The organism is Micromonospora sp. NPDC006431 (genome assembly GCF_042870725.1).
Classification (GTDB): domain Bacteria; phylum Actinomycetota; class Actinomycetes; order Mycobacteriales; family Micromonosporaceae; genus Micromonospora.
Genome location: NZ_JBIAHQ010000009.1, coordinates 130,277 through 156,378, shown reverse-complemented (window position 1 = coordinate 156,378; position 26,102 = coordinate 130,277). Strand labels below are relative to the sequence as shown.

The following is a 26,102-nucleotide window of genomic DNA, read 5'->3' as shown; positions in this document are numbered from 1 at the left end:
CCCGTCGAGGGAATCGACGGAACTGATCGGCCCGGGACCAGGGATACGCGTACGGGGGTGCCGGCCAGCGCGGCCGGCACCCCTTCCGGCCCGGTCAGCCGCGCATCAGCTCGTTCAGCGTGCCGTAGTCGAGGGCGTCGGCCAGCGCGCCGTACGTCCCGGTGGCCAACGCCTCGACGGCGGCCCGGCGGGCCACCGCGTACGCGGCCTCGGCGACCGAGGAGCCGAGGCTGACCCGGGCCACCCCCAGCTTCGCTAGTTCCGGCACCGCTGGGGCGCCGGGCCCGGCCAGCACGTTCAGCGGGGCCGGGATCGCCTCGACCAGGGCGGTCACCGTCGCCGGGTCCACCGTGCCCGGCACGAACACCCCGTCGGCGCCGGCGGCCAGGTAGGCCTTTGCCCGCGCCACCGTCTCCGGGATGCCACCGGCGCCCCGCAGGAACGTGTCGACGCGCGCGTTGACGTACAACGGGACCCCGGCCCGGTCCGCGGCGGCCCGGACGGCGGCCAGCCGGGCACACTGCTCGTCGACCGCGCGCAGCGGCGCCTGCCCGTCGTGCCGGGCGTCCTCGACGTTCACCCCGACCGCGCCCGCCGCGATTACCGCCTCGACGGTCACGGCGACCTCGTCGGCGGTGTCGCCGTACCCGGATTCGATGTCGGCGGTGACCGGCAACGGCACCGCCGCGACGACCCGGCGGACCAGGTCGACGGCGGCGACGCGGCCGAGCGCGTCGCCGTCCGGGGCGCCCAGGCTCCAGGCGACGCCGGCGCTGGTGGTGGCGACCGCCCGGGCTCCGGCGGCGGCGGCGATCCGGGCGCTGGCGGCGTCCCAGGCGTTGACCAGGACCAGCGGCTCGCCGGGGACGTGCAGGGAACGGAAGTGCAGGGCTTGACTGTGGTGATTGTTCACCCGGCCAGTCTGGGTCCGTGCCGCCGGCCGCCGTAATGTTTCAGTCCCAGCTGAAACGAAGGAGGCGGCATGGTCGCGATCGGCCTGTCGGCGGGCGCCGTGGCGCGGGTCCGATTCGCGCTCTCCTGCCTCTGGGAGACCGTCGCCAGTGTGCGGGTGCTGCGCGACCCCGGTCAGCACGCGATCCACCTGCCCTGGGTGAACCGGGTCCGGCCGCGCCTGGCCGAGGCGCACCTGATCGGCCCGGACCGCGGCCTGCTCTGGCACCTCGTCCCGCCCGCGCCCGGCTACCTGGCCGACTTCCTCACCCCGCCGCCCGCCGGCCTGACCCCCGACCTGGGGCAGGAGTTGGCCGCGCTGCGCGGCACCCCGCCCGGGACCGTCCGCGCCCACCTGGACCTGTACCCCGGCCCCCGGCCACCGGCGCTGTCCGCCCTCTACGCCGACCCGGAGGACGGGCTGCACCGGCTCGCCGACGAGATCGAGGCGTACTGGCGGCTGGCCCTGGCCGGCGACTGGCTCCGGATCCGGGCCCTGCTCGAGGCGGAGGTGTTCCGGCGGGCCCGCCGGCTGGCCGAGGACGGCGCGGCCGGGCTCCTCAACGACCTGCACGAGCGGGTCCGCTGGGAGGGCGACGCCCTACTGATCAGCCAGCGGCACTGCACCGCTGCGGACGTGCCCGACGGCAGCGGGCTGGTCCTGGTGCCGTCGGTCTTCGTCTGGCCGTCCGTGCTCAGCATCGCCGCCGGGGACGTGCCGCAGCTGGCGTACCCGGCCCGGGGCCTCGGCGCGCTGTGGGCCTGCCCGCCGACGGCGCCGGACGCGCTGGGCGCCGTGCTCGGGCGGGGGCGGGCCCGGCTGCTCGCGGCGCTGGACGCACCTCGGTCGACCACCGAGTTGGCCCGGCACACGGGTCTGTCCCCGGCCGGCGTGTCGCAGCACCTCACCGCGCTGCGCGCGGCCGGCCTGGTGGTGACGCACCGGCAGGGCCGATCCCTGCTGAGCAGCCGGACGGCGGTGGCGGAGGCGCTGCTGACCGCGTCGGCCTGAGCGGCGGCCGACGGGCCGGAGAAACAGGAAGGCTCGTCACCGGTGTCCGGTGACGAGCCTTCTGCTCATCGAAGTGGGCGATACTGGGTTTGAACCAGTGACCTCTTCCGTGTCAAGGAAGCGCGCTCCCACTGCGCCAATCGCCCTCGTCTACTGCCGAGGTGGAGACGGGATTTGAACCCGTGTACACGGCTTTGCAGGCCGTTGCCTCGCCTCTCGGCCACTCCACCGAGGTTGCCCCCGATCATGCGTGGCGGCAGCTCCGAGCGGACGACGGGATTCGAACCCGCGACCCTCACCTTGGCAAGGTGATGCGCTACCAGCTGCGCTACGTCCGCGTGCCCCCGGTGTTAACCGGCGACGGATGAGAACTTTAGCCGAGCCGGGGAACGGTTGCCAAATCGGGTCTGTTTTCCGGGCGCGTTCGGGTGACGACCCACCCCGCCGGGAAAGCTTCCTAGGAGGCAGGTGCCTGCGTTGGGGCCGGGTGGAAGGATCGCCCCGGCGACACGCCGGCCGGGACTGTCCGGCTTCCGACTGTTGGCCGTACGACCGGCCGCGTCGGTAACTCCCCGTGGTCAAACCGATGGGCTACGGTAGCGATCGTGACGAGACGCGCCGCCGAGATCCGCCTGGATGCCCTGCTCCGCACGGCCTGTGACGTGATCGCGGAACGTGGAATCGCCAACACCCGCACGGCCGACGTGGCGGAGGCCGCCGGCGTCAGCCAGGCGCTGGTCTTCTACCACTTCGCCACCAAGGACCGGCTGCTCGCGCAGGCGTTCGCGTACGCCGTCGAGCAGGACCTGGCCCGGCTCGACGCGGTGCTCCGCTCCTCCGCCCCGCCGCTGGCCAAGCTGCGCCGGATGCTGCGCCTCTACGCCCCGACCGGCCGGTCGACCTCCTGGTCCATCTGGATCGACGGCTGGGCGGAATCGCTGCGCACCCCCGAGTTGGAGAAGCTCTCCCGCCGGCTCGACCTGCGGTGGCGGCAGGACCTCGCCGCGGTGATCTCCGACGGGGTCGCCGACGGCACCTTCGACTGCCCCGACCCGGCGGGCGCGGCGTGGCGGATCAGCGCCGTGATGGACGGCCTCGCCGTGCAGCTCTCGGTGCACGAGCGCGTGATCACCCGGCGGCAGATCGCCGAGTGGGTCCGGCTGGTGGCCGCCCGTGAGCTGGGCCTGGAGCCGGCCCAGCTCGACTGATGTCGACCGTCCGGCCCTCGATCAGGCGGTAGACGGGCGTGTTCGCACGGATCGCCAACTGCGGGGCAGCCTCACGGACCGTGGTGAAGCGGTCACGCCCGCGCCGCGACCCGCCTGGGAGCGCCGGCGGGCGGCGTCGAGGCGTACGACAGAATCAGCCGGTGTCCGACCTGTCCGCGGCCTTCGTCCGGCTGCACGCCCGGCTCGCCCCGGTCGCCTTCGTCCCCGAGGTGCGGCTGCACCAGGCCGACGAGCCCATCGGGCTCTGGGAGCTGACCGAGGGCGAGTTCCACAGCTCCCAACCCCCACCGTTCTGGGCCTTCGCCTGGGCCGGCGGGCAGGCGCTCGCCCGGCACGTCACCGACCACCCCGACCTGGTCGCCGGGCGGCGGGTGCTCGATCTCGCCACCGGATCCGGCCTGGTCGCCATCGCCGCCGCCCGCGCCGGCGCGGCGTCCGTGCGGGCCGTCGAGGTGGACGAGCGGGCGGTCGCGGCCGTCGCGCTCAATGCCGAGGCAAACGGGGTACGCGTCGACGCCGAACTCGGCGACATCCTCGACGAGGATGCCGGCGGCGCCGAGGTGGTGCTCGCCGGGGACGTCTTCTACAGCGAGGCGATGGCGCGGCGGATGCTGCGCTTCCTGCTCCGGGCCGCCCGGTCCGGGGCCCGGGTGCTGGTCGGCGACCCGGGCCGGGCGTTCCTGCCCCGCGAGCGCTTCCACCAGTTGGCCGCCTACGACGTGCCGGTGCCGGAGGCGCTGGAGAGCGTACGGGTGAAGCACACCACGGTGTGGGAGCTGAACCCGGCTCCACCGGGAGCCGCCCACTAGCGTGACGCCCGTGCTGTTCCGGGGCTGGGAGTCCGTCGAGGGCCGGTGGCCCGACGTGGCCACGGTGGTCGACCACGTCGGCGTGCCGCATCTGGTGGTGACCCGGCACGCCCTGGTCCGGCAGCTGCTCACCGACCCGGCGACGTTCCGGCCGGACAACGCCCTCGACGCGGTGACCCCGATCCCGGTGGCCGCCCTGCGGGTCCTCGCCGGCCACCGGTTCCGGCTCCCCCCGACCCTGGCCAACAACTCGGGTTCCAGCCACCCGGAGATCCGCGGCATCGTCGCCGACGCGCTGCACCCCACCCGGGTGGCCGCGCAGCAGCCCTGGCTGACCGACCTGGTCCGGCGGCGGGTGGCCCGGCTCGCCACCGCCCTCGACGCGGGCGAGGCGGTCGACCTGTACGCCGAACTCGCCGCCGACCTGCCGCTGCTGGTGCTGGGCCGCCTGGTGGAGCTGCCGGACGCCCCGGTCGGCGCGGTCAAGGACTTCGCCCGGGCCGCCCTGGAGCTGTTCTGGGCCCCGCTGGCCGAGGACCGGCAGCTCGCGCTCGCCGCCGAGGTCGGCCGGTTCCACACCGTGCTGCGCGCGTTCGCCGCGACCGGTGGCGGGCTGGCCGCCCGGCTGCGCGACGCCGGGCACTCCCCCGACGTGGTCGTCGGCGCGCTCTTCTTCCTGCTGGTCGCCGGCCAGGAGACCACCTCGCAGTTCCTCACCCTGCTGCTGCACCGGCTGACCGGCGAACCGTCGGTCCGCGCCGGGCTGCGCGCCGGCGAGATCCCGGTCGCCGACGTGGTCGAGGAGGGGCTGCGCATGGAGCCGCCGATCGTCACCTGGCGACGGGTGGCGGCGGTGGACACCACGCTGGGCGGCACCCCCGTCGCGGCCGGCACCAGCATCGTGGCCTGGCTGGCCCGGGCCGGCCGGGACCCGGAGGTGGTCGCCGCGCCGGACGAGTTCCGGCCGGGGCAGCGCGGCTCCCGGCGCCACCTCGCCTTCGGGGCCGGGGCGCACCGCTGCGTGGGGGCGCAGCTGGCCCGGATGGAGGCATCGGTGGTGGTCGCCGAGGCGGCGCCGCTGCTCGACGGGGTGACCGTGGTCCGCCCGCCGTGGTGCCCGGACAACCTCACCTTCCGGATGCCGGACGCGTTCGTGGTGCGCCGGGCCTGAGCCGCCCGAGGGTGCGGGCCCGGGCCTGACGAAAGTCAGGGTGGGTCGCCGCCGATCGGCAGCGGTGCCGCCACCCGCCCGTTGCCTAGCGTCGGAGCATGATCACACTACGTGGGTTGACGAAACGGTTCGGGACGGCGACCGTGGTCGACGGCCTGACCGTCGACATCGGACCGGGGCAGGTGACCGGCTTCCTCGGCCCCAACGGCGCGGGCAAGTCCACCACCATGCGGATGGTGCTCGGGCTGGACCGGCCGACCGCCGGAGCGGCCCTGGTCAACGGCCGGCCGTACCGGGAACTGCGGCACCCGCTGCACGAGGTGGGCGCGCTGCTGGACGCCACCGGCATCCACCCGACCCGCTCCGGCCGGTCCCACCTGCGGGCGATGGCCCGCAGCAACGGCATCCCGGCCCGCCGGGTGGCCGAGGTGCTCGACCTGGTCGGGCTGGACGGGCGCGCCGCCGACAAGCCGGGACGGGCACTGTCGCTGGGCATGGGCCAACGGCTCGGGATCGCCGGCGCGCTGCTCGGCGACCCGCCCGTGCTGCTGCTCGACGAGCCGGTCAACGGCCTCGACCCGGACGGGGTGCGGTGGATCCGCCGGCTCACCCGGACCCTCGCCGACGAAGGACGGACCGTCCTGCTCTCCAGCCACCTGATGAGCGAGATGCAGCAGACCGCCGACCGGGTCATCGTGCTCGGCAAGGGTCGGCTCGTCGCCGACGCGCCGCTGGCCGAGCTGATCGCCGGCCCGGCCGCGTCGGTCCGGGTACGCGGCCCCGAACCGGCCGGCCTGGCGGCGCTGGGCGCCCGGCTGACCGCCGAGCGGGCGACCGTGACCGCATACGACACGGACGGCCTGACCGTCACCGGCGCCTCCGCCGACCGGGTTGGTGACCTGGCGTACGAGCTGGGGGTGCGGCTGCACGAGCTGACCCCGGTGGCCGCCTCGCTGGAGGAGGCGTTCCTGGAACTCACCGCCGACAGCGTCGAGTACGCCGCCGGCCCGGCCGGAAACGAGGCCCGATGACCACCCTGCCCACCCTCCCGCCGACCGCCCGGCCGGCATCCCGGACCGCCCCGACGACCGGCCCGTTCGCCGGCGCCGTCGCCGCCGAGTGGACCAAGCTGTGGTCGGTCCGGTCCACCTGGTGGACGCTGCTGGCGGCGGCGCTGACCATGGCGGCCACCGCTGCCCAGCTCGCCATCTACGCCGTCAACGCCAACACCGACGACGACCCGACGGTCAACCCGGGCATCCTGCCGGTCGGCGACATCGTGACCGGCTCGCTGGAACTCACCCAGTACGTCGTCCTCGCCCTCGGGCTGTTCGCCGTCACCAGCGAGTACGCCACCGGCACCATCCGCACAACGCTGCGCTGCACCCCGTCCCGCGGCCGCGCACTGCTGGCCAAGGCGGTCGTGGTCGGCGTCGTGACGTTCCTGGTCGGGCTGCTGCTCGGCGGCGTCGGCGCGGCGGTCGCCCGGCCGGTGCTCGGCGAGTGGGGTCGCGCCCCGCTCGGCGGAACCCTCGGCGACGTGGCCGCCTCGGCCGCGTACCTCGCGCTGGTCGGCGTGCTGGCGCTCGGGCTGGCGGCGGCGCTGCGCGGCGCGGTGCTCACCCTGACCGTGCTCTTCGCCCTGCTGATGATCGTGCCGCTGTCGCTGCAGGAACCGGGGATCACCGTGCTCACCCGGATCGCCGACGGCTTCCCGGGCGTCGCCGGCAGCCACTTCCTGGCCGGGGACACCGAGCCGTACCCGGCGGCGGTGGGGCTGCTGCTGCTCGCCGGCTGGGCGGTGGCCGCGCTGCTGCTCGGCCGGTACGCGCTGGGCCGCCGGGACGCGTGAGCGAGGGCGGGGCTGGTCACCCGGACGGCGGCACCAGCCCCGCCTCGTACGCGAGGATCGCCGCCTGCACCCGGTTGCGTACGTCCAGTCTGGTGAAGATGCTGGTCAGGTAGCTCTTCACGGTGCCCTCGACGAGGTGCAGCCGGCGGCCGATCTCGGCGTTGGACAGTCCCGCCCCGACCAGGGCCAGCACCTCCCGCTCCCGGTCGGTCAGCCCGGCGAGGCGGTCCCGGGCCTGCGGCCCCCGCGCCATCCGCCCGCCGCTCAGCTCGATCACCCGGCGCGCCACCCGGGGCGACAGGTACGCCCCACCGTCGGCCACCGCCCGGATCGCGGCGAGCAACTCCCGGGGATCACCCGACTTGAGCAGGAACCCGCTCGCCCCCTGACCGAGCGCCCGGGCGATCAGGTCGTCCTCACCGAAGGTGGTCAGCATGAGCGTGGCGGTCTCCGGCACCAGCCGGCGGATCTCCGCCGCCGCGCTGATCCCGTCCCACCTGGGCATCCGGATGTCCAGCAGCGCCACCCGGGGCCGGCGGGCGCGGACCAGCTCCACCGCCGCGTGGCCGTCGCCGGCCTCGCCGACCACCTCGATCGCCGGGTCGGCGGCCAGGATGGCACGCACCCCGGCGCGGACCATCGCCTCGTCGTCGGCGAGCACCACCCGCAAGGGGTGCCCATGGTCGTCGGTCACTGCGCGATCCGCTCCTTGCTGACCAGCCGGCCCTCGGAGAAGCAGAGCCGCCAGGTCGGCTCCGCGAAGGGGAAGTTGCCATCGGTGTAGTACTCACATGCCCCGGGGTCGTCGTCCGCCGTCGGCGGGGCCGCCTGCCGGCGGGGCAACCCGAGGCCGTCCCTTGGGTCGCCGACCCGCAGCCGCTCATACCCGGCCCGATCGAGCACCGCACCCGCCGTGGCGAGCGGGTAGTAGACCAGGGCGAGCACGAGCCCGAGAACGGCCGGCGCGCCGAACGCCATCAGCAGGCTGCGCCGCACCCGGCGGCGGGCGTCCCGCAGCCGCCGTGCCTCCTCCCCGGGTTGCTCGCCCGACGCTCGGCCGGGGCCGCTCGCGTCCGGCCCGCCGTCGGTCCGGCGCGCCACACCGCCTGCTCCGGGCGCCGCACCGTCGGGCACCGCGGCCGGGAGGGGCCGAGTGTCCGCGCCGGCCGTCGCGTCGGCGGTCAGCGGCAGCCGTGCGGAGACCTGGAAGCCGCCGTCCCGGGGCTCCGCGTCGAGCGCCCCGCCGGCGAGGCGGACCCGCTCGCGCAGGGCGAGCAGACCGCTGCCGTCGGACGCCGGCCCCGGCAGCGGCCCGGTCGGCGGTGCCGCGTTCACCACGCCGACCACCACCTCGTCGCCGGTCCGCTCGACGGTGACGGACACCGCGGCGCCGGGCGCGTACCGGGCGGCGTTGGTCAGCGCCTCGCGCACCACCCGATGGACGGTGTGCGCGGCCAGCGGAGGCAGCGCGCCGACGTCCCCAGCGGCCCGCAGCGCGACCGTCATCCCCGCGTCGCGGGCCCCGTCCACCAGCTCCGCCACGGTCTCGCCGGCCGGTCGCAGCGAGCCCGGCCGGTCCTCCCGGAGCACGCCGATGATCTCGCGCAGCCGCTCGGTGGCCGCGGCCACGCTGACGCGCAGCTCCCCGGCCGCGGCCCGGTGCGCGGGAGCCAGGTCGGGTGCCACCTCCAGCGCGGCGGCGCGCAACGCGATCAGGCTCAGGTCGTGGCCCAGCGAGTCGTGCATCTCCTGGGCGATCCGGGCCCGTTCCCGCAGCCGGATCCGGTCGACCGCGCTGCGCCGCTCACGCTCCTCCGCCTCGGCATGCCGCCGCTCCGCCTGCGCCAGCGCCCGCTGCTGCCGCCGGTGCCGCCCGAGCAGCCAGGGGAACACCCCGGCGAAGAGCAGCACCGAGGCCAGCAGGAACCAGGTCTCCGGCTCGGTGCCGAGCAGCCCGAGGTTGAGCGCGCTCCCGCCGACCGCGATGGCGCCGAAGACCGCTGCCGGTCGCCCGGTGCCGGTGCTGCGCCGCCCCGCGAGAAAGCTGAACACCGGGATGGCGAAGACGAAGTTGCCGTCGAGCAGCGAGCCGAACACCACCGCCACCAACGCCGCCAGGGGCAGCCGCCGGCCGAGCGCCACCGCGAGGGCGAGCAGCGCCAGCGACCCGACCAGCAGCGGCACCGCGTACCGGGGATAGGGCGGGGTGACCCCGGCGTACGCCACCGGCGCCGACACCGCGGCCCACAGCAGCAGGTCGCCGACCCACCGCCGGCCGGTCGGCCCGCGGTCGGGGTCCGGGCGTCCCGCCCACCACCAGCGCAGTTCCACGGCGGCCACGGTACCGACGGCCGGCCGGACCGGGCACCGACGAAAGTCAGGTGGTCAGCTCGCGTCCTCGGCCCAGGCCCGCCAGTCGTCGAGCACCCCGTACAGCGCGGGGGTGAGCCAGCCCGGGGCGGACCGGCGGAACACCCCCGGGTCCATCGCGCCGGCGCCCATCGGCACCGCGCCCAGCAGGTTAGGCACCAGGTCGGACAGGTTGAGCCAGTGCACCAGCTCCGGCTCGGCCGGCCAGGCCCCGATGACCACCCCGGCGGGGACCGCCCGGCGGTCCAGCGCCTCCAGGGTGAGGGCGGTGTGGTTCAGCGTGCCGAGCCCGGCGCGGGCCACCACCACGGCCGGCGCGCCCAGCGACACCGCCAGGTCGGCCACCGTCCAGGGCTCACCCGACGGCCGCAGCCCCATCGGTACGAGCAGCCCGCCGGCCCCCTCCACGAGCACCAGATCGTGCTTGTCGGTCTCCTCGCGGATCGCGTCGACGGCGGTGTAGAGCTCCAGCGGCGGCAGCTCGGCGACCCGGGCCGCGGCCAGCGGGGCGAGCGGGTCCGGATAGCTGGCCAAGGTCCGGCCGGTGAGCGGGGCGGCCAGCCGGATCACCGAGTCCACATCGCCGGGCTCACCGGTGGCCGTACCGGTCTGGCCGGGCTTGACCACCGCCACCCGCAGCCCGGCGGCCTGCGCGGCGGTCGCGATCGCCGCGGTCACCACCGTCTTGCCCACCTCGGTGTCCGTCCCGGTCACCAGCACCGGCCCGGTCCAACCATTCGTCATGAGGCCACCTCTGTTCGCGACTGCGGGGCTCGCAAAACCGGCTCACTCCTCGCGCTCACGGTGCCGCTCTTCGTTCGCGACTGCGGGGCTCGCAAAACCGGCTCACTCCTCGCGCTCACGGTGCGCACTCCACGATGGCGTCCAGGGCCCGGCCGAAGTCCGCCCGCGCCACCCCGGCGCCGATGGTGAGCCGGAGCCGGGATCGGCTGTCCGGCGTGGACGGCGGCCGGAAGCAGCCCACCGCCACGCCCCGGTCCCGGCAGTCGGCCGCCCACGCGGTCGCCGCCTCCGGGCCGGGCGCCGTCACCGACACCACCGCCGCGTCGGGCGCGGAGACCTCCAGCCCGGCCCCGCCCAGCCGGCGTACCGCGAGGGCGGCCCGCTCGGCGAGCTCGGCGCGCAGTTCGTCGCCGGCCCGGGCCAGCCGCACCGCGGCCAGCACGCCGGCCGCGACCGCCGGGGGCAGCGCGGTGTCGAAGATGAAGGTGCGGCCGGTCTCCACCAGGTGCCGGACGAACTCCGCCGGCCCGGCCACCACTCCGCCCGCGCCCCCGAGCGCCTTGGAGAGGGTGGCGGTCACCACCACGTCGGGCTCGCCGGCCAGCCCCGCCGCGACCACCCCGCCGGCCCCGGCCGGACCGGTGACGCCGAGCGCGTGCGCGTCGTCGACCAGCAGCAGGGCACCATACCGGCGGGCGACGGCGTGCAGCGCGGCCAGTGGGGCGAGGTCGCCGTCGACCGAGAAGACCGACTCGGTGACCACCACCGCGGGCCGGCCCGGGGCGGCGGCCAGCGCGGCGGCCACCGCGTCGACGTCGGCGTGCGGGGTCACCACGGTCTCCGCGCCGGAGATCCGGCATCCGTCGATCAGCGAGGCGTGGTTGTGCGCGTCGGAGACGAGCAGCGTACGCGGCTGCACCAGGCCCCGGACGGCGGCGAGGTTGGCCAGGTAGCCGGAGGAGAAGACCAGCGCCCGGTCGGCGCCGAGCCAGTCGGCCAGCGCGTCCTCCAGCGCGTGGTGCAGGTCGGTGGAGCCGCGCACCAGCCGGGACCCGGTGGCCCCCAGCCCGTACGCGGTCAGCGCCGCCGCGGCGGCGGCGGTGACCTCCGGGTGGGTGGCCAGGCCGAGGTAGTCGTTGCCGGCCAGGTCGACCACGGCGTCGCCGGCCGCGCGTGGGCGCAGCGTACGGGTGAGCCCCGCCTTGGCCCGCAGCTCGGCGCGGCGGTCGAGCGCCGCCAGCCAGTCCGCCACCGTCGCGCCCCTTCCCGCCGTTCGTCGCCCCTCGGGCGCTTCCGCCGGGCGAAATTACCACCCGGCCGGGCGGCCCCGGCGTGGCGCGCCCCGGCTCGCCGAGGCAGGTCTGCCCCTGCTCATGGCCCGGGACTCGGCCGTTTCCGCCCTCGGAACGGCCTTGTAGGGTACGAGCCATGCCAGAGATCCTCGACCAGACCCGCACCCGGGTGCTGGAGAACGGCGTCGGCCTCGACGAGGCCGGTGTCCTCGCCGTGCTGAACCTGCCCGACGAGCACCTGCCCGCCGCGCTCCAACTCGCCCACGAGGTACGGATGCGCTGGTGCGGCCCGGAGGTCGAGGTCGAGGGCATCGTCTCGCTGAAGACCGGCGGCTGTCCCGAGGACTGCCACTTCTGCTCCCAGTCCGGCCTGTTCACCTCGCCGGTCCGCTCGGTCTGGCTGGACATCCCGGCGCTGGTCGAGGCGGCGAAGCAGACCGCGGCGACCGGGGCGACCGAGTTCTGCATCGTGGCCGCGGTGCGCGGCCCGGACGCCCGGTTGATGAAGCAGATGCGCGAGGGCGTGGCCGCCATCAAGGCGGAGGTGGACATCCAGGTCGCCGCCTCGCTGGGCATGCTCACCCAGGAGCAGGTCGACGAGCTGGTCGAGATGGGCGTGCACCGCTACAACCACAACCTGGAGACCTGCCGCTCCTACTTCCCGAACGTGGTCACCACGCACTCCTGGGAGGAGCGCTGGGAGACCTTGACGATGGTCCGCGAGTCCGGCATGGAGGTCTGCTGCGGCGGCATCCTCGGCCTCGGCGAGTCGGTGGAGCAGCGGGCCGAGTTCGCCGCGCAGCTCGCCGAGCTGGACCCGCACGAGGTCCCGCTGAACTTCCTCAACCCCCGCCCCGGCACCCCGCTCGGCGACCGTCCGGTGGTGGCGGGCAAGGACGCGCTGCGGGCCATCGCCGCGTTCCGGCTGGCCATGCCGCGCACCATCCTCCGGTACGCGGGCGGCCGGGAGCTCACCCTCGGCGACCTGGGCACCCGGGACGGCCTGCTCGGCGGCATCAACGCGGTCATCGTCGGCAACTACCTGACCACGCTGGGCCGGTCGGCGACCGACGACCTGAAGCTGCTGGACGAGCTGAAGATGCCGGTCAAGGCGCTGTCGGCGACCCTGTAGAGACCCACCCGGTGAGGACGACGTGACCGAGCTTGTCGAGCCCGCGACGACGCGGCGCTGGTGCGACCGCTGTGGTGAGCCGGCCGACGCCGGCGCGCACGCGGCCTGCCAGGCGGCGCGCGAGCTGGAGCCGCCGCGCTACTGCGCCCACTGCCGCCGGCGGATGAAGGTGCAGGTCGTGCCGACCGGCTGGTCGGCGGTCTGCGTCGAGCACGGCGAGAGTCGGGGCTGACGTGCTGCAGGGGCGGGCGGTGACGTTACGACCGGCGACGGACGCCGACGTGCCCGCCCTCGCCGCGATCCGCGCCACCCCCGAGGTGAGGCGCTGGTGGCGCGGTGGCGACGACCTCGCCGAGGCGGTCCGCGCCGACCTGGCCGACGACGACCTGACCGTGTACGCCATCGAGCACGAGGGCCGGGTGGTCGGCGCCATCCAGTGGTACGCCGAGACGGACCCCGACTACCGCCACGCCAGCCTGGACATCTTCCTCGACCCGGCGGTACGCGGCGCCGGCCTCGGCGGGGACGCCATCCGCACCCTGGCCCGGCACCTGGTCGACGAGTACGGCCATCACCGGTTCACCATCGACCCTGCGGCGGCGAACACGGCGGCGATCCGCGCGTACGCGAAGGTGGGCTTCCGCCCGGTGGGCATCATGCGGCGGTACGAGCGCGGCGCGGACGGGCGCTGGCACGACGGTCTCCTCATGGACCTCCTCGCCCACGAACTGGCCGACTGAGTCAGCCGTCCCAGACCAGGTGGCCGTCGGGTAGGCGGCGGGCACCCGCCGCGGGGCGGTGCGGACTGAGCCGGCCGTCCGGCATGAGGTGCCGCACCGGCACCCCGCGCCCGAGTGCCGCCACGTCGGCGATGAGCCGCCGGTGGCAGCGCCACCAGACGCTCTCGCTGCACATCACCGCCGTCGTCCGCCGGGCCGCGTCGGCCAGCACCTCGTCCAGCGCCGCGTCGAACTCCGGCGTCCGGGTGTAGGCGGCGTACGCCCGGAATGCGGCGACCGTCCACCAGGTGTCCGGCTCCGGTTCCCCGGCGCGCACGTGCCGGCGACCGCCGAGGCGGGGCTCCCAGCGGTAGGCGATGCCCCGCTCCGGCAGCCAGCGTTCGAGCGCCTCCCGTCGGACGTCCGGGTTGGTCCGGCTGGCCGGGTACCGCCGTACGTCCACCACGAGGGCGATCCGCGCGCCGGTCAGCAGTTCCCCCAACCGCTCCCGGTCGGCCGCCCCGTGCCCCACCGTCAGCAACTCCCGCTTCACCGCGTCAGCTTGTCCCGGATCGCCGCCGTCCAACCGGCAGTTGGCGCACGGCCCACCCCAGGGCGACAACGCCGAATCCCTACGAGCCAACCCTGTCAACGAGAGCGACCCTGGGTCCTCCGGTCGGCCGACGTGGCCATGACATGCGCGAGCACTTCGAGCGCCATGCCGGCGCAGCACGCCAGCCCCGCTCTGCGTTACATCGACATGCGCTGAAAGCGGCCTGATCTTTGCCCGACGTCCGCTTCAGGTCGGCCGTCTGTCCAGCTCAGCCTGATCGTCCGATGTCGCTATCCGAGAGGGCTTATGGGATCATGTGCCGTCCCCTCTCTCAATCTCGGAGGAATACTCATGCCACAGCGTCGGCGCGTGGCGCGCGCGGCTCTCACCGCAGCCGCCGCCACGGCCCTCCTCGCTCTCGCCACCCCGGCCTGGGCGTCCAGCACCACCCCGCTCAACCCGGCGCACAAGGGCTCGACCGCGGCCGGTTTCAATCAGGAGTGCAGCGACGAGCGGTTCGCCGACAAGGCGGATAACCAGGACGGCTGGCACTTCGTCCTGCCCGGCGGCAACGCGTCCGGGAACTTCGAGAGCCTGAGCCTGACCTTCACCGACGGGACCACAAACGTCGAGGTGAAGATCCCGGACGCGTCCGACGCCTACCCGGACCACCTCTACTCGACCGGGGGCAACAACGGGCGCACCATCCACGCGTACCTGTTCACGCCGGCCGGCTGGACGCTGGTCGACGGCAGCGCGGTGATCAGCGGCACGGCGGACAAGTTCAACCTGAGCCACACCTGCGCCGGCACCGGCGGCGAGGAGTCGCCGTCGCCCTCCCCGTCGCCCTCCTCCTCCGAGTCGCCGACCCCGTCCGAGTCGCCGACCGCGTCCGAGTCGCCGACCGCGTCCGAGTCGCCGTCCGCGTCCGAGTCGCCGTCCGCGTCCGAGTCGCCGTCGGCCTCGGAGTCGCCGTCCGGTTCCACGTCGGAGACCCCCACCGGTGGCACCTCGGTCTCGCCGAGCACCTCGGTGGGTGGCGGTGGCAGCGAGGGCGGTCTGCCGCTCACCGGTGTGGCCGCGACCGGCATCGCGCTCACCGGCGTCCTGCTTATCGGTGGCGGCGTCGTGCTGATGACGCTGCGTCGCCGCCGGGACAAGGTCACCTTCACCAGCTGACCTCCGCGCCACCTGGGAACCGGCCGTCGGACCTCCGTCCGGCGGCCGGTTCCGTCATTGTGCGGACCGGCACGATCGCGGCGCTGCGCGACTGAACCCTGGCGGGCATTGACGGACAACCCGGCCGCCGACCGCCCGACGTGGATCACATAAACGATAACTATCGATGGAATGTCCACGTATTCCCAGGTGGACGCCAGTGCGGGACGACCACAGCCGGCGCCAACCGGTGGACCCGGCGTCCTGGCATACGAGCGTACGGTTGCCCGCGCGCTCGACCGCGCGGGACAGTACGCCTCACCAGCGGTGCCATCGACGCCGCCGCTCCCCTGGACAACCCTGAGGAGATCGCGATGGCTCTCAGACTCGCCGACGGCACCTCCTGGTCCGACACCCTCGCCCGCGCGGTGGCCGCCGCGCCGGAAGCCTTCGGCACCACGCCGGACGGCAGCGCCACCCTGCACAACCTGATCGAAGGCGGATGGCAGGCGGTCGGCGCGCCGACCCCGGTGCGCACCCCCGTCGACCACACCGTCCTGGTGAACCTGGCCCGGCTCGACGCCGACGCGGCGCGCCGGGCCGTCGCGCACGCCGCCACCGCCCACCGGGACTGGGCCCGGACCCCGCTCGCCGACCGCAAGGCCCGGGTCACCGAGGCCCTCGACGCGCTCACCGCCCACCGTGACCTGCTCGCCATGCTGCTGGTCTGGGAGATCGGCAAGCCGTGGCGGCTGGCCTGTGCCGACGTCGACCGCGCCCTGGACGGCGTGCGCTGGTACGTGCAGGAGATCGACCGGATGCTCGCCGACGGCCGCGAACCGCTGCCCGGCCCGGTCAGCAACATCGCCTCCTGGAACTACCCGATGAGCGTGCTGGTGCACGCCGAACTGGTGCAACTGCTCGCCGGCAACGCGGTGATCGCCAAGACCCCGTCCCAGGGCGGCGCGGTCTGCCTCACCGTGGCGCACGCCCTGATGCGCCGCGCCGGGCTGCCCGCCACCCTGGTCTCCGGCAGCGGCGAGGAACTCTCCGAGGTCCTGGTGCGCGCCCCGGAGATCGGCGCGGTGGCGTTCGTCGGCGGCCGGTCCAACGGCGGCAAGGTGGCCGCGGCGCTGCTGGACTCCGACAAGCGGCACTTCATCGAGCAGGAGGGCCTCAACGCCTGGGGCATCTGGAAATTCTCCCAGTGGGACCTGCTCGCCGCGCACCTGAAGAAGGGCTTCGAGTACGGCAAGCAGCGCTGCACCGCGTACCCGCGGTTCGTGGTCCAGCGAGACCTGGTCGACGAGTTCCTCGACATGTACCTGCCGGTCGTCCGCTCCGTACGCTTCGGACACCCGCTCGCCGTCGGCGCCGACTGGTCGGCCGGCGACCCGCTGCCCGAGCTGGACTTCGGCCCGCTGATCAGCGCCGCCAAGGCCGAGGAGCTGCGCCGCAAGGTCGACGAGGCGGTACGCGGCGGCGCCGTGCCGCTGCACCGGGGCAAGCTCGACGGGGCACCCTTCCTCGACGGGCAGGACACCTCCGCGTACGTGGCGCCGGCTGTGCTGCTCGCCCCGCCGGGGCGGTCCCGGCTGATGCACGCCGAGCCCTTCGGCCCGGTCGACACCATCGTCGTGGTGGACACCACCGACGAGCTGCTGGCCCAGATGAACGCCTCCAACGGCGCGCTGGTCGCCTCCCTCGCCTGCGACGACGAGGAGCTGGCCGGCAAGCTCGCCGTCGACCTGCAGGCGTTCAAGGTGGGCATCAACAAGCCCCGCTCGCGCGGCGACCGGGAGGAGCCGTTCGGCGGCCGGGGCGCGTCCTGGAAGGGCGCGTTCGTCGGCGGCGACCTGCTCGTACAGGCGGTCACCGTGGGCGGCGACGGCCGGCTCTACGGCAACTTCCCCGACTACAGCAGCTACCCGACGACCTGACGACACCGGCAGGGCCCCCGCACCGGGGGCCCTGCCGGGTCGCCGTCCCCCGAACCGGAGGTCGGTCAGGTGGCGCCGGAACCGGTCACCCGCCCGACGTCGGCGTACCGCGCCGTTGCGGCACCCGGCGCGGCGGGGGACCGTCCAGTCAGGGCGACCGTCGTACGGCCGCGTCGGCCGGCCGGGGCACCTCGGCCCGGCGCGCCCGCAGCGGCACCGTCACGGTCAGCACGCTGCCGTCCCGGTCCACCGAGGTCGGCCGGTCCAGCCGGCGCACGGCGCGCAGCATCGGGGTGTTCTCGGCGTGCACGTGCAGCAGCACGGCGGCGTAGCCGACCCGCTCGGCGTGCCCGAGCAGCCGCCGCAGCAGGGCCGAGCCCAGGCCGCGCCGCTGCCAGTCGTCGCGGACCAGCAGCGCAACCTCCGCCTCGTCCCCCTCGCCGAGCAGGTTGGCCAGCGCCACGACCGGCTCCGCCTCCCCGTCGGAGTCGGCCGTGGCGACCAGGGTGAGCCCGCGGGCCGGCTCCAGCAGCCGCCGCAACCGGGCCGGTGACGGCCGGGCGGCACCGCTCAGGTAGCGCCGCTGCCGGCTCCGCGCCGAGCAGGTCTCGTGCAGCTCCAGCACCCCCGGCAGGTCGTCGGCGGTGGCCGGCCGGACCAGCACCTCGGCCGAGTCGGGCAGCACCAGGGTCACCCGGTCGGCGTCGCGCCGGGCGACCGTGGCGGCGAGCTCCACCAGCGCCTGAGCCCGGGCGTACTCGGCCGGGGTGAAGCTCGGCTCGCGGCGGCGCAGCTCGTACGACCCGCCCGACGGGTCGGCCAGCAGCATCGTCGTCGCGCCCACCCCGCCGAGCGGGCCGGCCGGCGCCGGCCGCCAGGCCACCGAGTCGGCGCCGAGCAGGGCACGCAGCGCCTCGCCGGCCGCCTCCGGGTCCCTGGCCAGCCGGGTGGCCAGGCCGAGCACCCTGGTGGGCTGGTCGGCCAGGCCACGCGCCTCGCTGCGCGCCACCCAGCAGTCCCGGCCGCGTCCCCGCTCGACGGCGGCCCGCAGGTCGGCCTCGGTGAGCTGGTCGGGCGCGTCGACCAGGAAGTCGTCGACCGCGCCCACCTCGGTGGTGTGCACCTGCACGGCGAGGATGTTGACCCCGCGCAACGCGAGGCTCGCCGTGAGCACCGACAGGTATCCCGGCCGGTCCTCGACGGTGGCTCGGATCCGCCACAGCGCCATGTCTGCTCCTTTCCCCACCACCAGACCCTGCCGCGCCGCTGTTGCGGGTCCGTTGCCCGGCGGTGACGCGGCGGGCACCGTCACGTCACGCTGGTCACCGACGGCGCGCCGACCAGATCGAGCCGGTCGCCGAGGATCACCGCGCTGGCGCGGACCAGTTGGGCGAGCCGGTCCACCTCGGTGGCGTGGAACGCCGGGGCGGTGAGCGGCTCGGTATGGTCCCGCGCCACCACCAGCACCAGGCCGGCGCGCCCGAACGGGGCGATCGCGTGGTGCCGGCCGTCCGGGCCGGCCGTCGCCCGGGCCCGCAGCGGGGTCACCTCCGGCAGCCGGGGCGGGGTCGGGGTCCGCCAGCTCGCGTGCCCGACGGTGGCCTCACCCGCGCCACCGCGGGAGGCCCAGTCCAGCGGTACGACCGCGGCCACCGCCCAGTCCGCGGCGAGCAGCCCTGGCACCGCGTCGACCAGGGTGGCGATCCCGTCGGTCGGGTTCGCCGCGATCTGGGCGAGCAGCTCGGCGTCCTGGCCGCTGGTGGTCGGCGCGCCGATCGCCCGCCACACCCCGTCCACGTGCACGCCGGGGATGGCGGCCAGCCCGGCTAGGAGGCGTTCCACCCGCGCCGCGCCCGGCCACACCACGGTGAAGTCGTCCACCGCCCGGCCGCCGAGCCGTTCCAGCACCACCACCTGCACGATGTCGGCCCCGGACACGCCGAGTGTGCGGGCCACCTGGCCGAGCGTGCCGGGCCGGTCCGGCAGGGTCACCCGAACTCTCAGCAGCATGTCTGATCCCTCCGCTCGGCGGGCCGGCCAAGACGGCCGGCAGGCTGGGCTACAGCCTGCCGGTGGACCATTTCGCCCCGGTTGCAGCGCCATGTCCCGCCGGGAAAATCCGACCTTGACAAGAAAGCTGAGCTGCCATCAACTAATCGGATGACCGATCCGGCCGTCGACGCACCCTCGACCGGTTCGGCCCCCGGTGGGCTCGACCTCGAACGACTCGCCGCGTACCTGGCGGCGCACCGGCCCGAGCTGGTGGCCGGGCCGCTGACCGCGCGGCTGATCGCCGGGGGCAAGTCCAACCTGACCTACCTGCTGCGCAGCGGCGACCGGGAGCTGGTGCTGCGCCGCCCGCCGCTCGGGCACGTGCTGGCCACCGCGCACGACATGGCCCGGGAGCACCGGGTGATCGCCGCGCTCGCCCCCACCGAGGTGCCGGTCCCCGCCGTGCTGCTGCTCTGCCCCGACGACACGGTGATCGGCGCGCCGTTCTACCTGATGGAGAAGGTCGACGGCGAGGTCTACCGGACCCGGTCACAGACCGACCCGCTCACCGCCGGGCAGCGGCGCGACCTGGCCATGGCGATGATGGACACCCTCGCCGCGCTGCACACGGTCGAGCCGGCCGCGGTCGGGTTGGCCGACTTCGGCCGCCCCGACGGCTACCTGCGTCGGCAGGTACGCCGCTGGGCAGGCCAGCTCGACCGGTCCCGCAGCCGCCCGCTGCCCGGCATCGACGAGCTGCGCGACGCGCTCGCCGGCAGCGTGCCGGAGGGCGCGAACGCCGGCCGGATCGTGCACGGCGACTACCGGCTGGACAATCTCCTCGCCGCGGTCGACCCGGTCGCCGTCCGGGCGGTGCTCGACTGGGAGATGGCCACCCTCGGCGACCCGCTGGCCGATCTGGGGCTGCTAATGACCTACTGGGACGTGCTCGGCGACAGCGACGCCGCCGACGGCAACCCGGTCGCCGACGGCCTCGGCCCGCGCGCCGGCTTCCCCACCGGAGCCGAGCTGATCGACCGGTACGCCGGACGCAGCGACGTCGACGTCGGCCCGCTGCACTGGCACGTGGCGCTCGGCTGCTTCAAGCTCGCGGTGATCTGCGAGGGGATCCACTACCGGCACACCCTCGGGCAGACGCTCGGCGGCGGCTTCGACCGGATCGGCGAGCTGGTGGCGCCGCTGGTCGAGCACGGTCTGCACGCGGTCAGGGGCAAGTGATGGACTTCGCGTACGACGCCCGTACGGTCGAGCTGCGCGACCGGCTGGCAGCCTTCCTCGCCGAGTGCGTGTACCCGGCCGAGCCGGTGCACGCCGAGCAGGTCGCCGCCGCCGGCGACCCGTGGGCACGCCCGCCGGTCATGGCCGAGCTGAAGGCCGAGGCCCGTTCGCGGGGCCTGTGGAACCTCTTCCTCCCCGATTCCCGGTACGGCGCCGGCCTGACCAACCTCCAGTACGCCCCGCTCGCCGAGCTGACCGGGCGCAGCCCGCACTTGGCCCCGGAGGCGCTGAACTGCGCCGCCCCGGACACCGGCAACATGGAGCTGCTCGCCGAGTTCGGCTCTGCTGCGCAGCGGGACCGCTGGCTGAAGCCCCTGCTGGAGGGGGAGATCCGCTCCGCGTTCTGCATGACCGAGCCGGAGGTGGCCTCCTCCGACGCCACCAACATCGCCACCCGGATCACCCGGGACGGCGACACCTTTGTCGTCAACGGCCGCAAGTGGTGGTCGTCCGGGGCGATGGACCCGCGCTGCGAGATCCTCATCGTGATGGGCAAGACCGACCCGGGCGCCGAGCGGCACCGCCAGCAGAGCATGATCCTGGTCCCCCGGGACACCCCGGGCGTGACCGTACGCCGGGGCATGACCGTGTTCGGCTACACCGACGCCCCGCACGGCGGCCACGCCGAGATCGACTTCTCCAACGTACGGGTGCCGGCGGAGAACCTGGTCGGCGCCGAGGGCGGCGGCTTCGCCATCGCCCAGGCCCGGCTCGGCCCGGGGCGGATCCACCACTGCATGCGGCTGATCGGGATGGCCGAGCGGGCCCTGGAGTTGCTCTGCCGGCGGGCGCTGGACCGGGTCGCGTTCGGCCGGCCCCTCGCCGAGCAGGGCGTGGTCCGGGAGTGGATCGCCGAGTCCCGGGTGCGCATCGAGCAGGCCCGGCTGCTGGCGCTCAAGACCGCCTGGCTGATGGACACCGTCGGCAACAAGGGCGCGCACACCGAGATCCAGGCCATCAAGATCGCCACGCCGGCGATGGCCGAGTGGGTGATCGACAAGGCCGTCCAGGCGTACGGCGGGGCCGGCGTCAGCCAGGACACCCCGCTCGCCGCCCTGTGGGCGCAGGCCCGCACCCTCCGCCTGGCCGACGGCCCCGACGAGGTCCACAAGGCCTCCCTAGCCAAACGCGAACTCCGCCGCTGGTCCTGACCCCACCCCCGCCGACCTCCGGGTTGATCATGAGGTTGGCCGGGACGAACCGGGGCAATCCACACCGCTAACCTCATGGTCAACGCGCCCGGGGGCGCGCGGTCCGGTCGAGGCTGGGGGTCAGGCGGAGGCGCGGTGGATGAGCTTGGTGTCGAGGAGGACGTGCGGGGACACCTCCTCGCCGCGGATGCGGGAGACCAGCAGGCGGGCCATCTGCCGGCCCATCTCCTCCACCGGCTGGAAGACCGTGGTCAGCGGCGGCTCGGCCTGCCGGGCGATCGGGGCGTCGTCGAAGCCGATCACCGCCACGTCCTCGGGCACCCGGCGGCCGGCCTCGCGGAGCGCCCGCAGGGCGCCGAAGGCCATCAGGTCGGAGGCGACGAAGACCGCGTCCAGGTCCGGGCAGACCTCCAGCAGCCGGCGCATGCAGGCCGTGCCGCTGCCCTCGCTGAAGTCGCCGTACGCGATGAGGTCCGGGTTCACCTCGCCGCCGGCGGCCTGGACGGCCTCCCGGTAGCCGGTCAGCCGGGCCAGGCCGGCGCCCATGTCCTGGGGGCCGGCGATGGTGGCGACCCGCCGCCGTCCTCGTTCGAACAGGTGCTCCACCGCCTGCCGGGCACCGCCGACGTTGTCCACGTCGACGAACCAGGCCGGCTGGGCGTTCGGGTGCAGCATCCGGGCCGGCCGGCCGCCGAGCACGGTGGGCAGGCCGCGCTCCTCCAGCAGGGTGGGCAGCGGGTCGGCGTCGTGCAGGGAGAGCAGCAGCACGCCGTCCACGTGCTGGTTGGTCAGGTGGTGCTCGACCCGTTCCCGCTCGATCTGGGACTGCGCCATGGCCAGCCAGAGCTGCATCGGGGTCTCCAGCAGCGCGGAGCTGACACCCCGGACGATGCCGGCGAAGAACGGCTCGGTGAAGACCCGCTCCCCCGACTCGGAGACCACCAGCGCCACCGAGTCGGTCCGCTGGGTCACCAGCGCCCGGGCGGCGCGGTTGGGCACGTACCCCAGCTCGGCGATCGCCGCCTGGACGGCGGCCCGGGCCTCGGGGCTGACCTGGGGCGAGCCGTTGACCACGCGAGAGACCGTGCCGCGCCCCACGCCGGCGCGGGCGGCGACCGCGTCCAGGGTCGGGCGCCCGAGCGACCGCGTGCGCTGCGTTGTCATCGTCTGCACCTCCGACGTCGGGCGGACCCGGCACCTGCTTGGGCGTCGGTGCCGGGCCACCCGTTACTGGCTGGCCTTCCGCCCTATTGTGCGGCCAGGCCGTTACGTCGGATCACCTCGGCGTACCACCTGGCGCTGGACTTGGGGATCCGGGCCTGGCTGTCGTAGTCGACGTACACCATCCCGAAGCGCTTGGTGTAGCCCCAGGCCCACTCGAAGTTGTCCAGCAGCGACCAGGCGAAATACCCCTTCAGCGGCACCCCGGCGCCGATCGCGGCGTGCGCGGCGCGCAGGTGCGCGTCGAAGTACGCCAGCCGGTCCGGGTCGTCCACCCGGCCGTCGATCACCGCGTCGACGAACGCGGAGCCGTTCTCGGTGACGTACAGCGGCAGGTCGGTGTAGTCCCGGTGGACGCGTTCCAGGGTCTCCACCAGGCCCGGGGCGTCGATCTCCCAGTCCATGTCGGTCACCGGCACCCCCCGGGTGACGAACCGGACGTCCGCACTGCCGGGCCAGCAGGACGGCGCCCGCCAGTAGGCCTCCGCCCCGGCCCCGGGGGCCGGTGCGGCGACCACGTACCGGCTGTAGTAGTTGACGCCCACCACGTCCAGCGGCGCCGAGATGATCCCCAGGTCGCCGTCGCGCACGTGCCCGAAGTCGGTGACCTGGCGCAGGTCGGCCTGCAGGTCCGCCGGGTACGCCCCGCGCAGCACCGGGTCGAGGAAGAACCGGTTCGCCAGCCCGTCGATGCGGCGGGCCGCGTCGGCGTCCGCGGGCGAGTCGGTGGCCGGGGTCACCGGGTAGAGGTTGAGCGTGATGCCGAGCTGCGCCTCCGGCCGGGCCGCCCGCACCGCCTGGACGGCCAGCCCGTGCCCGAGCATGAGGTGGTGCCCGGCCCGGACCGCGTCCGCCCCGTTCGAGCGGCCGGGCGCGTGCACGCCGGAGCCGTAGCCGAGGAACGCCGAGCACCACGGCTCGTTGAGGGTGGTGAAGTATCGCACCCGGTCGCCGAGCGCGTCGGCGACGAGCCGGGTGTAGTCGGCGAACCGGTCGGCGGTGTCGCGGGCCGGCCAGCCGCCGGCGTCCTCCAGTGGCTGGGGCAGGTCCCAGTGGTAGAGGGTGAGCCACGGCTCGATGCCGTGGGCCAGCAACTCGTCGACCAGCCGGCGGTAGAAGTCCAGTCCCGCCTGGTTGGCCGGCCCGGCGCCGCCCGGCTGGACCCGCGGCCAGGAGATCGAGAAACGGTACGACTTCAGGCCCAGGTCGGCCATCAGCCGCACGTCCGCGGGCATCCGGTGGTAGTGGTCGCAGGCCACGTCACCGGTGTGCCCGGCCACCGTCCGGCCCTCGGTGTGGCTGAAGGTGTCCCAGATCGACGGGGTCCGGCCGCCCTCGGCCGCCGCCCCCTCGATCTGGTACGCCGCGGTCGCCGCACCCCACAGGAAGCCGGGCGGGAAGGTGAGTTCCGGCCCCTGGTCGAGGACCCCGACGGCGGGTGGGCTGGCTGGGTTGCTCACGACTTGACGGCGCCTTCCATGATTCCGCCGATGATCTGGCGGCCGAAGATGATGAACACGACCAACAGCGGCAGGGTTGCCAGCGCGGTGCCGGCGAACAGGGCCACGTAGTCCGTCTGGTACGGCCCGGACGAGAGGATCTTCAGGGAGTATTGCACCGTCGGGGTGTCCGGGGTGAGCACGATGAACGGCCAGAGGAACTCGTTCCAGGTCTGCATGAAGGTCAGCAGGCCGAGCACCGCCGCCGCCGGCCGCAGCGCGGGCAGCACCACGTTCCAGTAGATCCGCCAGGTGGAGCAGCCGTCGAGCCGGGCCGCCTCGATCAGCTCGTCGCTGATCGCGGACATCGCGTACTGGCGCATCATGAACACCCCGAAGCCCTGCACCAGGAACGGCACGATGACCGCCTGCAGGGTGCCCGTCCACCCGAGATCCACCATCATCAGGTAGAGCGGGATGACGCCGAGCTGGGTCGGCACCATCATGGTCAGGATGATGACCAGCAGCAGCGCGTTGCTGCCCCGGAACCTGAGCTTCGCGAAGGCGAAGCCGGCCAGGCTGGAGAAGAAGATCACCGAGATGGTGACCACGCTCGACACGACGGCCGAGTTGACCAGACCGTAGACGAACGAGGCGTCCTCGTTGGCGAGCATCCGGTCGATGTTGGTGAACAACTGGTCGCCGGGGCTCGGCGGCATCTCGTAGACCGCGCTGTTGTCCCGGGAGGCGATGATGAACGACCAGATGATCGGGAAGATCGACAACACGCTGCCAATGATCAGCGCGAGGTAGGTCAGCGGGCTGGCCTGCCAGAGCTGTACGCCGGGGGTGCGCCGGCGGCGTCGCGGAGCCGGCGGTGGTGGGGCCACCGACCGGGGAAGGGTCTGCGCGGTGGTCACTTCTGCTCCCCCTTCACCGACCGGCGTACGAGCGCAAAGTTGATCAGCGCGAAGATGATGATCATCATGAAGAGCAGCCAGGACATCGCCGAGCCGTACCCGTACTCGGCGTTGCCGGTGAAGGTCCGCTCGTAGATGTACATGGCCAGGGTCTGGAACTGGTGGTCCGCGCCACCGCGGACCAGGCCGAACCCGTACATCAGGGGCTCGGTGAAGATCTGGAAGCCACCGATGGTGGAGATGATGACCGTGAAGAGGATCGTCGGCCGAATCAGCGGCACGGTGATCGCACAGAACTGCCGCCAGGCCGAGGCACCGTCCAACGCGGCCGACTCGTACAGGTCCTTCGGGATGGCCTGCATGGCGCCGAGGTAGATCAGCGCGTTGTAGCCGGTCCACCGCCAGTCGACCATGAAGGCGACCGCAAACCAGGAGGCGTAGCGGTTGTCCCGCCAGGCGACCGGATCGACGCCCACGGTGCCGAGCAGCCAGTTGATCAGGCCGTACCGGTCCGCGAAGATCAGCGCGAAGATGATCCCGACCGCGGCCACCGAGGTGATGTTGGGGATGAGAATGCCCATCCGCAGCAGCGTGCGGGCCCGCATCTGCCGGTTCAGCAGGTTGGCGATGATCAGCGCCACGATGAGCTGCGGCACGGTGCTGAGGAGGAAGATCCCGACGGTGTTGTAGGCCGCGTTCCAGAACTGGGCGTCCGCCATCAGCACCCGGTAGTTCTCCAGCCCCGCGAACTCCTTGGTGCCGCTGAGCAACTCGTAGTCGAAGAGCGAAACGTAGGCGGTGTAGAGGACCGGGAAGAGGCCGAAGATCCCGAAGAGGACGAAGAACGGGGCGATGTAGAGGTACGGCGAGTAGGTGATGTCCCAACGGCCGAGCCGGTACGACCGGCGCCGGCGCGGCGGGGCGGGCGGGGGTGGCGAGGCGGCACGCGACGGTGGCACCGCGCCGACAGTGGAACGCATTGCGGGTCCTTCCGGGGAGTTGGGCGTTGGTGACCTCGCGGCGGGGGGGCCCCCCCCCCCCGGGGGGGGGGGGGGCCCCCCCCCCGGGGGGCCCCCCCGCCCCCGGGGGGGGGGGGGGCGCGCCGCCCCCCCCCCCCCGCGGCCGGGCGACCGCCCGCCCCGCGGCGC

25 protein-coding genes and 3 tRNA genes are annotated in these 26,102 nt (G+C 74.3%); 13 read left to right on the top strand and 15 right to left on the bottom strand.

Annotated features, from left to right (window positions below; all coding sequences use genetic code 11):
- Positions 1-94: 94 nt before the first annotated feature.
- Positions 95-913, bottom strand: coding sequence for an isocitrate lyase/phosphoenolpyruvate mutase family protein (locus ACFYM6_RS17800; RefSeq protein ID WP_387276688.1), 819 nt, complete (start codon positions 911-913; stop codon positions 95-97).
- A 69-nt stretch (positions 914-982) separates the two neighbouring features.
- Here ACFYM6_RS17800 and ACFYM6_RS17795 point away from each other — a divergent pair, with 69 nt between their 5' ends.
- Positions 983-1,963, top strand: a complete 981-nt coding sequence (locus ACFYM6_RS17795) for a helix-turn-helix domain-containing protein (protein ID WP_387276686.1) — start codon at positions 983-985, stop codon at positions 1,961-1,963.
- Between the two features lie 74 nt (positions 1,964-2,037).
- Here ACFYM6_RS17795 and ACFYM6_RS17790 read toward each other — a convergent pair.
- The 3 genes from ACFYM6_RS17790 to ACFYM6_RS17780 all read right to left on the bottom strand — a co-directional run bounded on the left by ACFYM6_RS17790 (position 2,038) and on the right by ACFYM6_RS17780 (position 2,301).
- Positions 2,038-2,109, bottom strand: a tRNA-Val gene (locus tag ACFYM6_RS17790).
- Between the two features lie 13 nt (positions 2,110-2,122).
- A tRNA-Cys gene (locus ACFYM6_RS17785) sits at positions 2,123-2,193 on the bottom strand.
- Positions 2,194-2,228: 35 nt separating this feature from the next.
- Positions 2,229-2,301: transfer RNA gene (locus ACFYM6_RS17780), tRNA-Gly, on the bottom strand.
- A gap of 267 nt (positions 2,302-2,568) precedes the next feature.
- Here ACFYM6_RS17780 and ACFYM6_RS17775 point away from each other — a divergent pair.
- The 5 genes from ACFYM6_RS17775 to ACFYM6_RS17755 all read left to right on the top strand — a co-directional run bounded on the left by ACFYM6_RS17775 (position 2,569) and on the right by ACFYM6_RS17755 (position 7,024).
- Positions 2,569-3,171, top strand: coding sequence for a TetR/AcrR family transcriptional regulator (locus ACFYM6_RS17775; RefSeq protein WP_387276685.1), 603 nt, complete (start codon positions 2,569-2,571; stop codon positions 3,169-3,171).
- 161 nt (positions 3,172-3,332) lie between these two features.
- Positions 3,333-4,001 (top strand): class I SAM-dependent methyltransferase, encoded by a 669-nt coding sequence (locus ACFYM6_RS17770; protein WP_387276683.1) that lies wholly within the window; start codon positions 3,333-3,335, stop codon positions 3,999-4,001.
- Between the two features lies 1 nt (position 4,002).
- Positions 4,003-5,172 carry a cytochrome P450 gene (locus ACFYM6_RS17765; protein WP_387276681.1) on the top strand — a complete coding sequence of 390 codons (1,170 nt, stop codon included), beginning with the start codon at positions 4,003-4,005 and terminating at the stop codon, positions 5,170-5,172.
- 98 nt (positions 5,173-5,270) lie between these two features.
- The gene (locus ACFYM6_RS17760; RefSeq protein ID WP_387276680.1) at positions 5,271-6,203 is read left to right on the top strand and encodes an ABC transporter ATP-binding protein; all 933 of its coding nucleotides are present in this window, start codon (positions 5,271-5,273) and stop codon (positions 6,201-6,203) included.
- Complete coding sequence (locus tag ACFYM6_RS17755) at positions 6,200-7,024, top strand: ABC transporter permease (protein ID WP_387276678.1); 825 nt, start codon at positions 6,200-6,202, stop codon at positions 7,022-7,024. The genes ACFYM6_RS17760 and ACFYM6_RS17755 overlap by 4 nt, the downstream gene beginning before the upstream one ends.
- Positions 7,025-7,040: 16 nt before the next feature.
- On the opposite strand, the gene ACFYM6_RS17750 is transcribed toward ACFYM6_RS17755, so the two are convergent.
- From ACFYM6_RS17750 to ACFYM6_RS17735, 4 genes are all read right to left on the bottom strand, one after another.
- Positions 7,041-7,718, bottom strand: a complete 678-nt coding sequence (locus tag ACFYM6_RS17750) for a response regulator (RefSeq protein ID WP_387276676.1) — start codon at positions 7,716-7,718, stop codon at positions 7,041-7,043.
- Complete coding sequence (locus ACFYM6_RS17745) at positions 7,715-9,355, bottom strand: sensor histidine kinase (protein ID WP_387276674.1); 1,641 nt, start codon at positions 9,353-9,355, stop codon at positions 7,715-7,717. The genes ACFYM6_RS17750 and ACFYM6_RS17745 overlap by 4 nt, the downstream gene beginning before the upstream one ends.
- A gap of 54 nt (positions 9,356-9,409) precedes the next feature.
- A complete protein-coding gene (gene bioD, locus ACFYM6_RS17740) occupies positions 9,410-10,138 on the bottom strand; it encodes a dethiobiotin synthase (RefSeq protein WP_387276672.1) in 729 nt (242 codons plus the stop codon).
- Between the two features lie 115 nt (positions 10,139-10,253).
- Positions 10,254-11,390, bottom strand: a complete 1,137-nt coding sequence (locus tag ACFYM6_RS17735; protein WP_387276670.1) for an 8-amino-7-oxononanoate synthase — start codon at positions 11,388-11,390, stop codon at positions 10,254-10,256.
- 176 nt (positions 11,391-11,566) lie between these two features.
- On the opposite strand from ACFYM6_RS17735, the gene bioB reads away from it, so the two are divergent.
- Genes bioB through ACFYM6_RS17720 form a run of 3 tightly spaced genes read left to right on the top strand, consistent with a single transcriptional unit; the run spans position 11,567 to position 13,302 of the window.
- Positions 11,567-12,562, top strand: coding sequence for a biotin synthase BioB (bioB, locus tag ACFYM6_RS17730; protein ID WP_387276668.1), 996 nt, complete (start codon positions 11,567-11,569; stop codon positions 12,560-12,562).
- A 22-nt stretch (positions 12,563-12,584) separates the two neighbouring features.
- The gene (locus ACFYM6_RS17725) at positions 12,585-12,794 is read left to right on the top strand and encodes a hypothetical protein (protein WP_387276666.1); all 210 of its coding nucleotides are present in this window, start codon (positions 12,585-12,587) and stop codon (positions 12,792-12,794) included.
- 1 nt (position 12,795) lies between these two features.
- A complete protein-coding gene (locus ACFYM6_RS17720) occupies positions 12,796-13,302 on the top strand; it encodes a GNAT family N-acetyltransferase (protein ID WP_387276664.1) in 507 nt (168 codons plus the stop codon).
- A gap of 1 nt (position 13,303) precedes the next feature.
- Here the strand turns inward: ACFYM6_RS17720 and ACFYM6_RS17715 are convergent, their stop codons facing one another.
- On the bottom strand, positions 13,304-13,834 hold the full coding sequence (locus ACFYM6_RS17715; protein ID WP_387276661.1) for a DUF488 family protein: 531 nt from the start codon (positions 13,832-13,834) through the stop codon (positions 13,304-13,306).
- A 369-nt stretch (positions 13,835-14,203) separates the two neighbouring features.
- Between ACFYM6_RS17715 and ACFYM6_RS17710 the strand changes: the two genes are divergently transcribed.
- Together ACFYM6_RS17710 and ACFYM6_RS17705 are read left to right on the top strand one after the other, a co-directional pair.
- Entirely contained in the window at positions 14,204-15,013 is an 810-nt protein-coding gene (locus tag ACFYM6_RS17710) for a hypothetical protein (RefSeq protein WP_387276659.1), read from the top strand.
- 353 nt (positions 15,014-15,366) lie between these two features.
- Entirely contained in the window at positions 15,367-16,932 is a 1,566-nt protein-coding gene (locus ACFYM6_RS17705; RefSeq protein ID WP_387276658.1) for an aldehyde dehydrogenase family protein, read from the top strand.
- Positions 16,933-17,080: 148 nt separating this feature from the next.
- Here ACFYM6_RS17705 and ACFYM6_RS17700 read toward each other — a convergent pair whose 3' ends face one another.
- Together ACFYM6_RS17700 and ACFYM6_RS17695 are read right to left on the bottom strand one after the other, a co-directional pair.
- Positions 17,081-18,160, bottom strand: coding sequence for a GNAT family N-acetyltransferase (locus ACFYM6_RS17700; RefSeq protein ID WP_387276656.1), 1,080 nt, complete (start codon positions 18,158-18,160; stop codon positions 17,081-17,083).
- A gap of 80 nt (positions 18,161-18,240) precedes the next feature.
- A complete protein-coding gene (locus ACFYM6_RS17695; RefSeq protein WP_387276654.1) occupies positions 18,241-18,942 on the bottom strand; it encodes an amino acid-binding protein in 702 nt (233 codons plus the stop codon).
- 150 nt (positions 18,943-19,092) lie between these two features.
- Here ACFYM6_RS17695 and ACFYM6_RS17690 point away from each other — a divergent pair, with 150 nt between their 5' ends.
- Complete coding sequence (locus ACFYM6_RS17690) at positions 19,093-20,163, top strand: phosphotransferase family protein (RefSeq protein WP_387276652.1); 1,071 nt, start codon at positions 19,093-19,095, stop codon at positions 20,161-20,163.
- On the top strand, positions 20,163-21,374 hold the full coding sequence (locus ACFYM6_RS17685; protein WP_387276650.1) for an acyl-CoA dehydrogenase family protein: 1,212 nt from the start codon (positions 20,163-20,165) through the stop codon (positions 21,372-21,374). Before ACFYM6_RS17690 ends, ACFYM6_RS17685 begins: the two co-directional genes overlap by 1 nt.
- 120 nt (positions 21,375-21,494) lie before the next feature.
- Here ACFYM6_RS17685 and ACFYM6_RS17680 read toward each other — a convergent pair whose 3' ends face one another.
- From ACFYM6_RS17680 to ACFYM6_RS17665, 4 genes are all read right to left on the bottom strand, one after another.
- Entirely contained in the window at positions 21,495-22,538 is a 1,044-nt protein-coding gene (locus tag ACFYM6_RS17680; protein WP_387276648.1) for a LacI family DNA-binding transcriptional regulator, read from the bottom strand.
- An 83-nt stretch (positions 22,539-22,621) separates the two neighbouring features.
- Positions 22,622-24,055 carry a GH1 family beta-glucosidase gene (locus ACFYM6_RS17675; protein WP_387276646.1) on the bottom strand — a complete coding sequence of 478 codons (1,434 nt, stop codon included), beginning with the start codon at positions 24,053-24,055 and terminating at the stop codon, positions 22,622-22,624.
- Positions 24,052-24,924: a carbohydrate ABC transporter permease gene (locus tag ACFYM6_RS17670; RefSeq protein WP_387276885.1), complete on the bottom strand. Its 873-nt coding sequence runs from the start codon at positions 24,922-24,924 to the stop codon at positions 24,052-24,054. The genes ACFYM6_RS17675 and ACFYM6_RS17670 overlap by 4 nt, the downstream gene beginning before the upstream one ends.
- A gap of 26 nt (positions 24,925-24,950) precedes the next feature.
- Positions 24,951-25,934, bottom strand: coding sequence for a carbohydrate ABC transporter permease (locus tag ACFYM6_RS17665; RefSeq protein ID WP_387276644.1), 984 nt, complete (start codon positions 25,932-25,934; stop codon positions 24,951-24,953).
- Between the last annotated feature and the right edge of the window lie 168 nt (positions 25,935-26,102).

Excerpts from the sequence above, each read along its gene's own strand:
- ACFYM6_RS17795 (WP_387276686.1), top strand. The coding sequence starts at position 983 with ATGGTCGCGATCGGCCTGTCGGCGGGCGCCGTGGCGCGGGTCCGATTC.
- ACFYM6_RS17690 (WP_387276652.1), top strand. The coding sequence starts at position 19,093 with ATGACCGATCCGGCCGTCGACGCACCCTCGACCGGTTCGGCCCCCGGT.
- ACFYM6_RS17680 (WP_387276648.1), bottom strand. The coding sequence starts at position 22,538 with ATGACAACGCAGCGCACGCGGTCGCTCGGGCGCCCGACCCTGGACGCG.
- ACFYM6_RS17700 (WP_387276656.1), bottom strand. The coding sequence starts at position 18,160 with ATGGCGCTGTGGCGGATCCGAGCCACCGTCGAGGACCGGCCGGGATAC.
- ACFYM6_RS17695 (WP_387276654.1), bottom strand. The coding sequence starts at position 18,942 with ATGCTGCTGAGAGTTCGGGTGACCCTGCCGGACCGGCCCGGCACGCTC.
- ACFYM6_RS17755 (WP_387276678.1), top strand. The coding sequence starts at position 6,200 with ATGACCACCCTGCCCACCCTCCCGCCGACCGCCCGGCCGGCATCCCGG.
- ACFYM6_RS17685 (WP_387276650.1), top strand. The coding sequence starts at position 20,163 with ATGGACTTCGCGTACGACGCCCGTACGGTCGAGCTGCGCGACCGGCTG.
- ACFYM6_RS17705 (WP_387276658.1), top strand. The coding sequence starts at position 15,367 with ATGGCTCTCAGACTCGCCGACGGCACCTCCTGGTCCGACACCCTCGCC.
- ACFYM6_RS17760 (WP_387276680.1), top strand. The coding sequence starts at position 5,271 with ATGATCACACTACGTGGGTTGACGAAACGGTTCGGGACGGCGACCGTG.
- bioB (WP_387276668.1), top strand. The coding sequence starts at position 11,567 with ATGCCAGAGATCCTCGACCAGACCCGCACCCGGGTGCTGGAGAACGGC.
- bioD (WP_387276672.1), bottom strand. The coding sequence starts at position 10,138 with ATGACGAATGGTTGGACCGGGCCGGTGCTGGTGACCGGGACGGACACC.
- ACFYM6_RS17665 (WP_387276644.1), bottom strand. The coding sequence starts at position 25,934 with ATGCGTTCCACTGTCGGCGCGGTGCCACCGTCGCGTGCCGCCTCGCCA.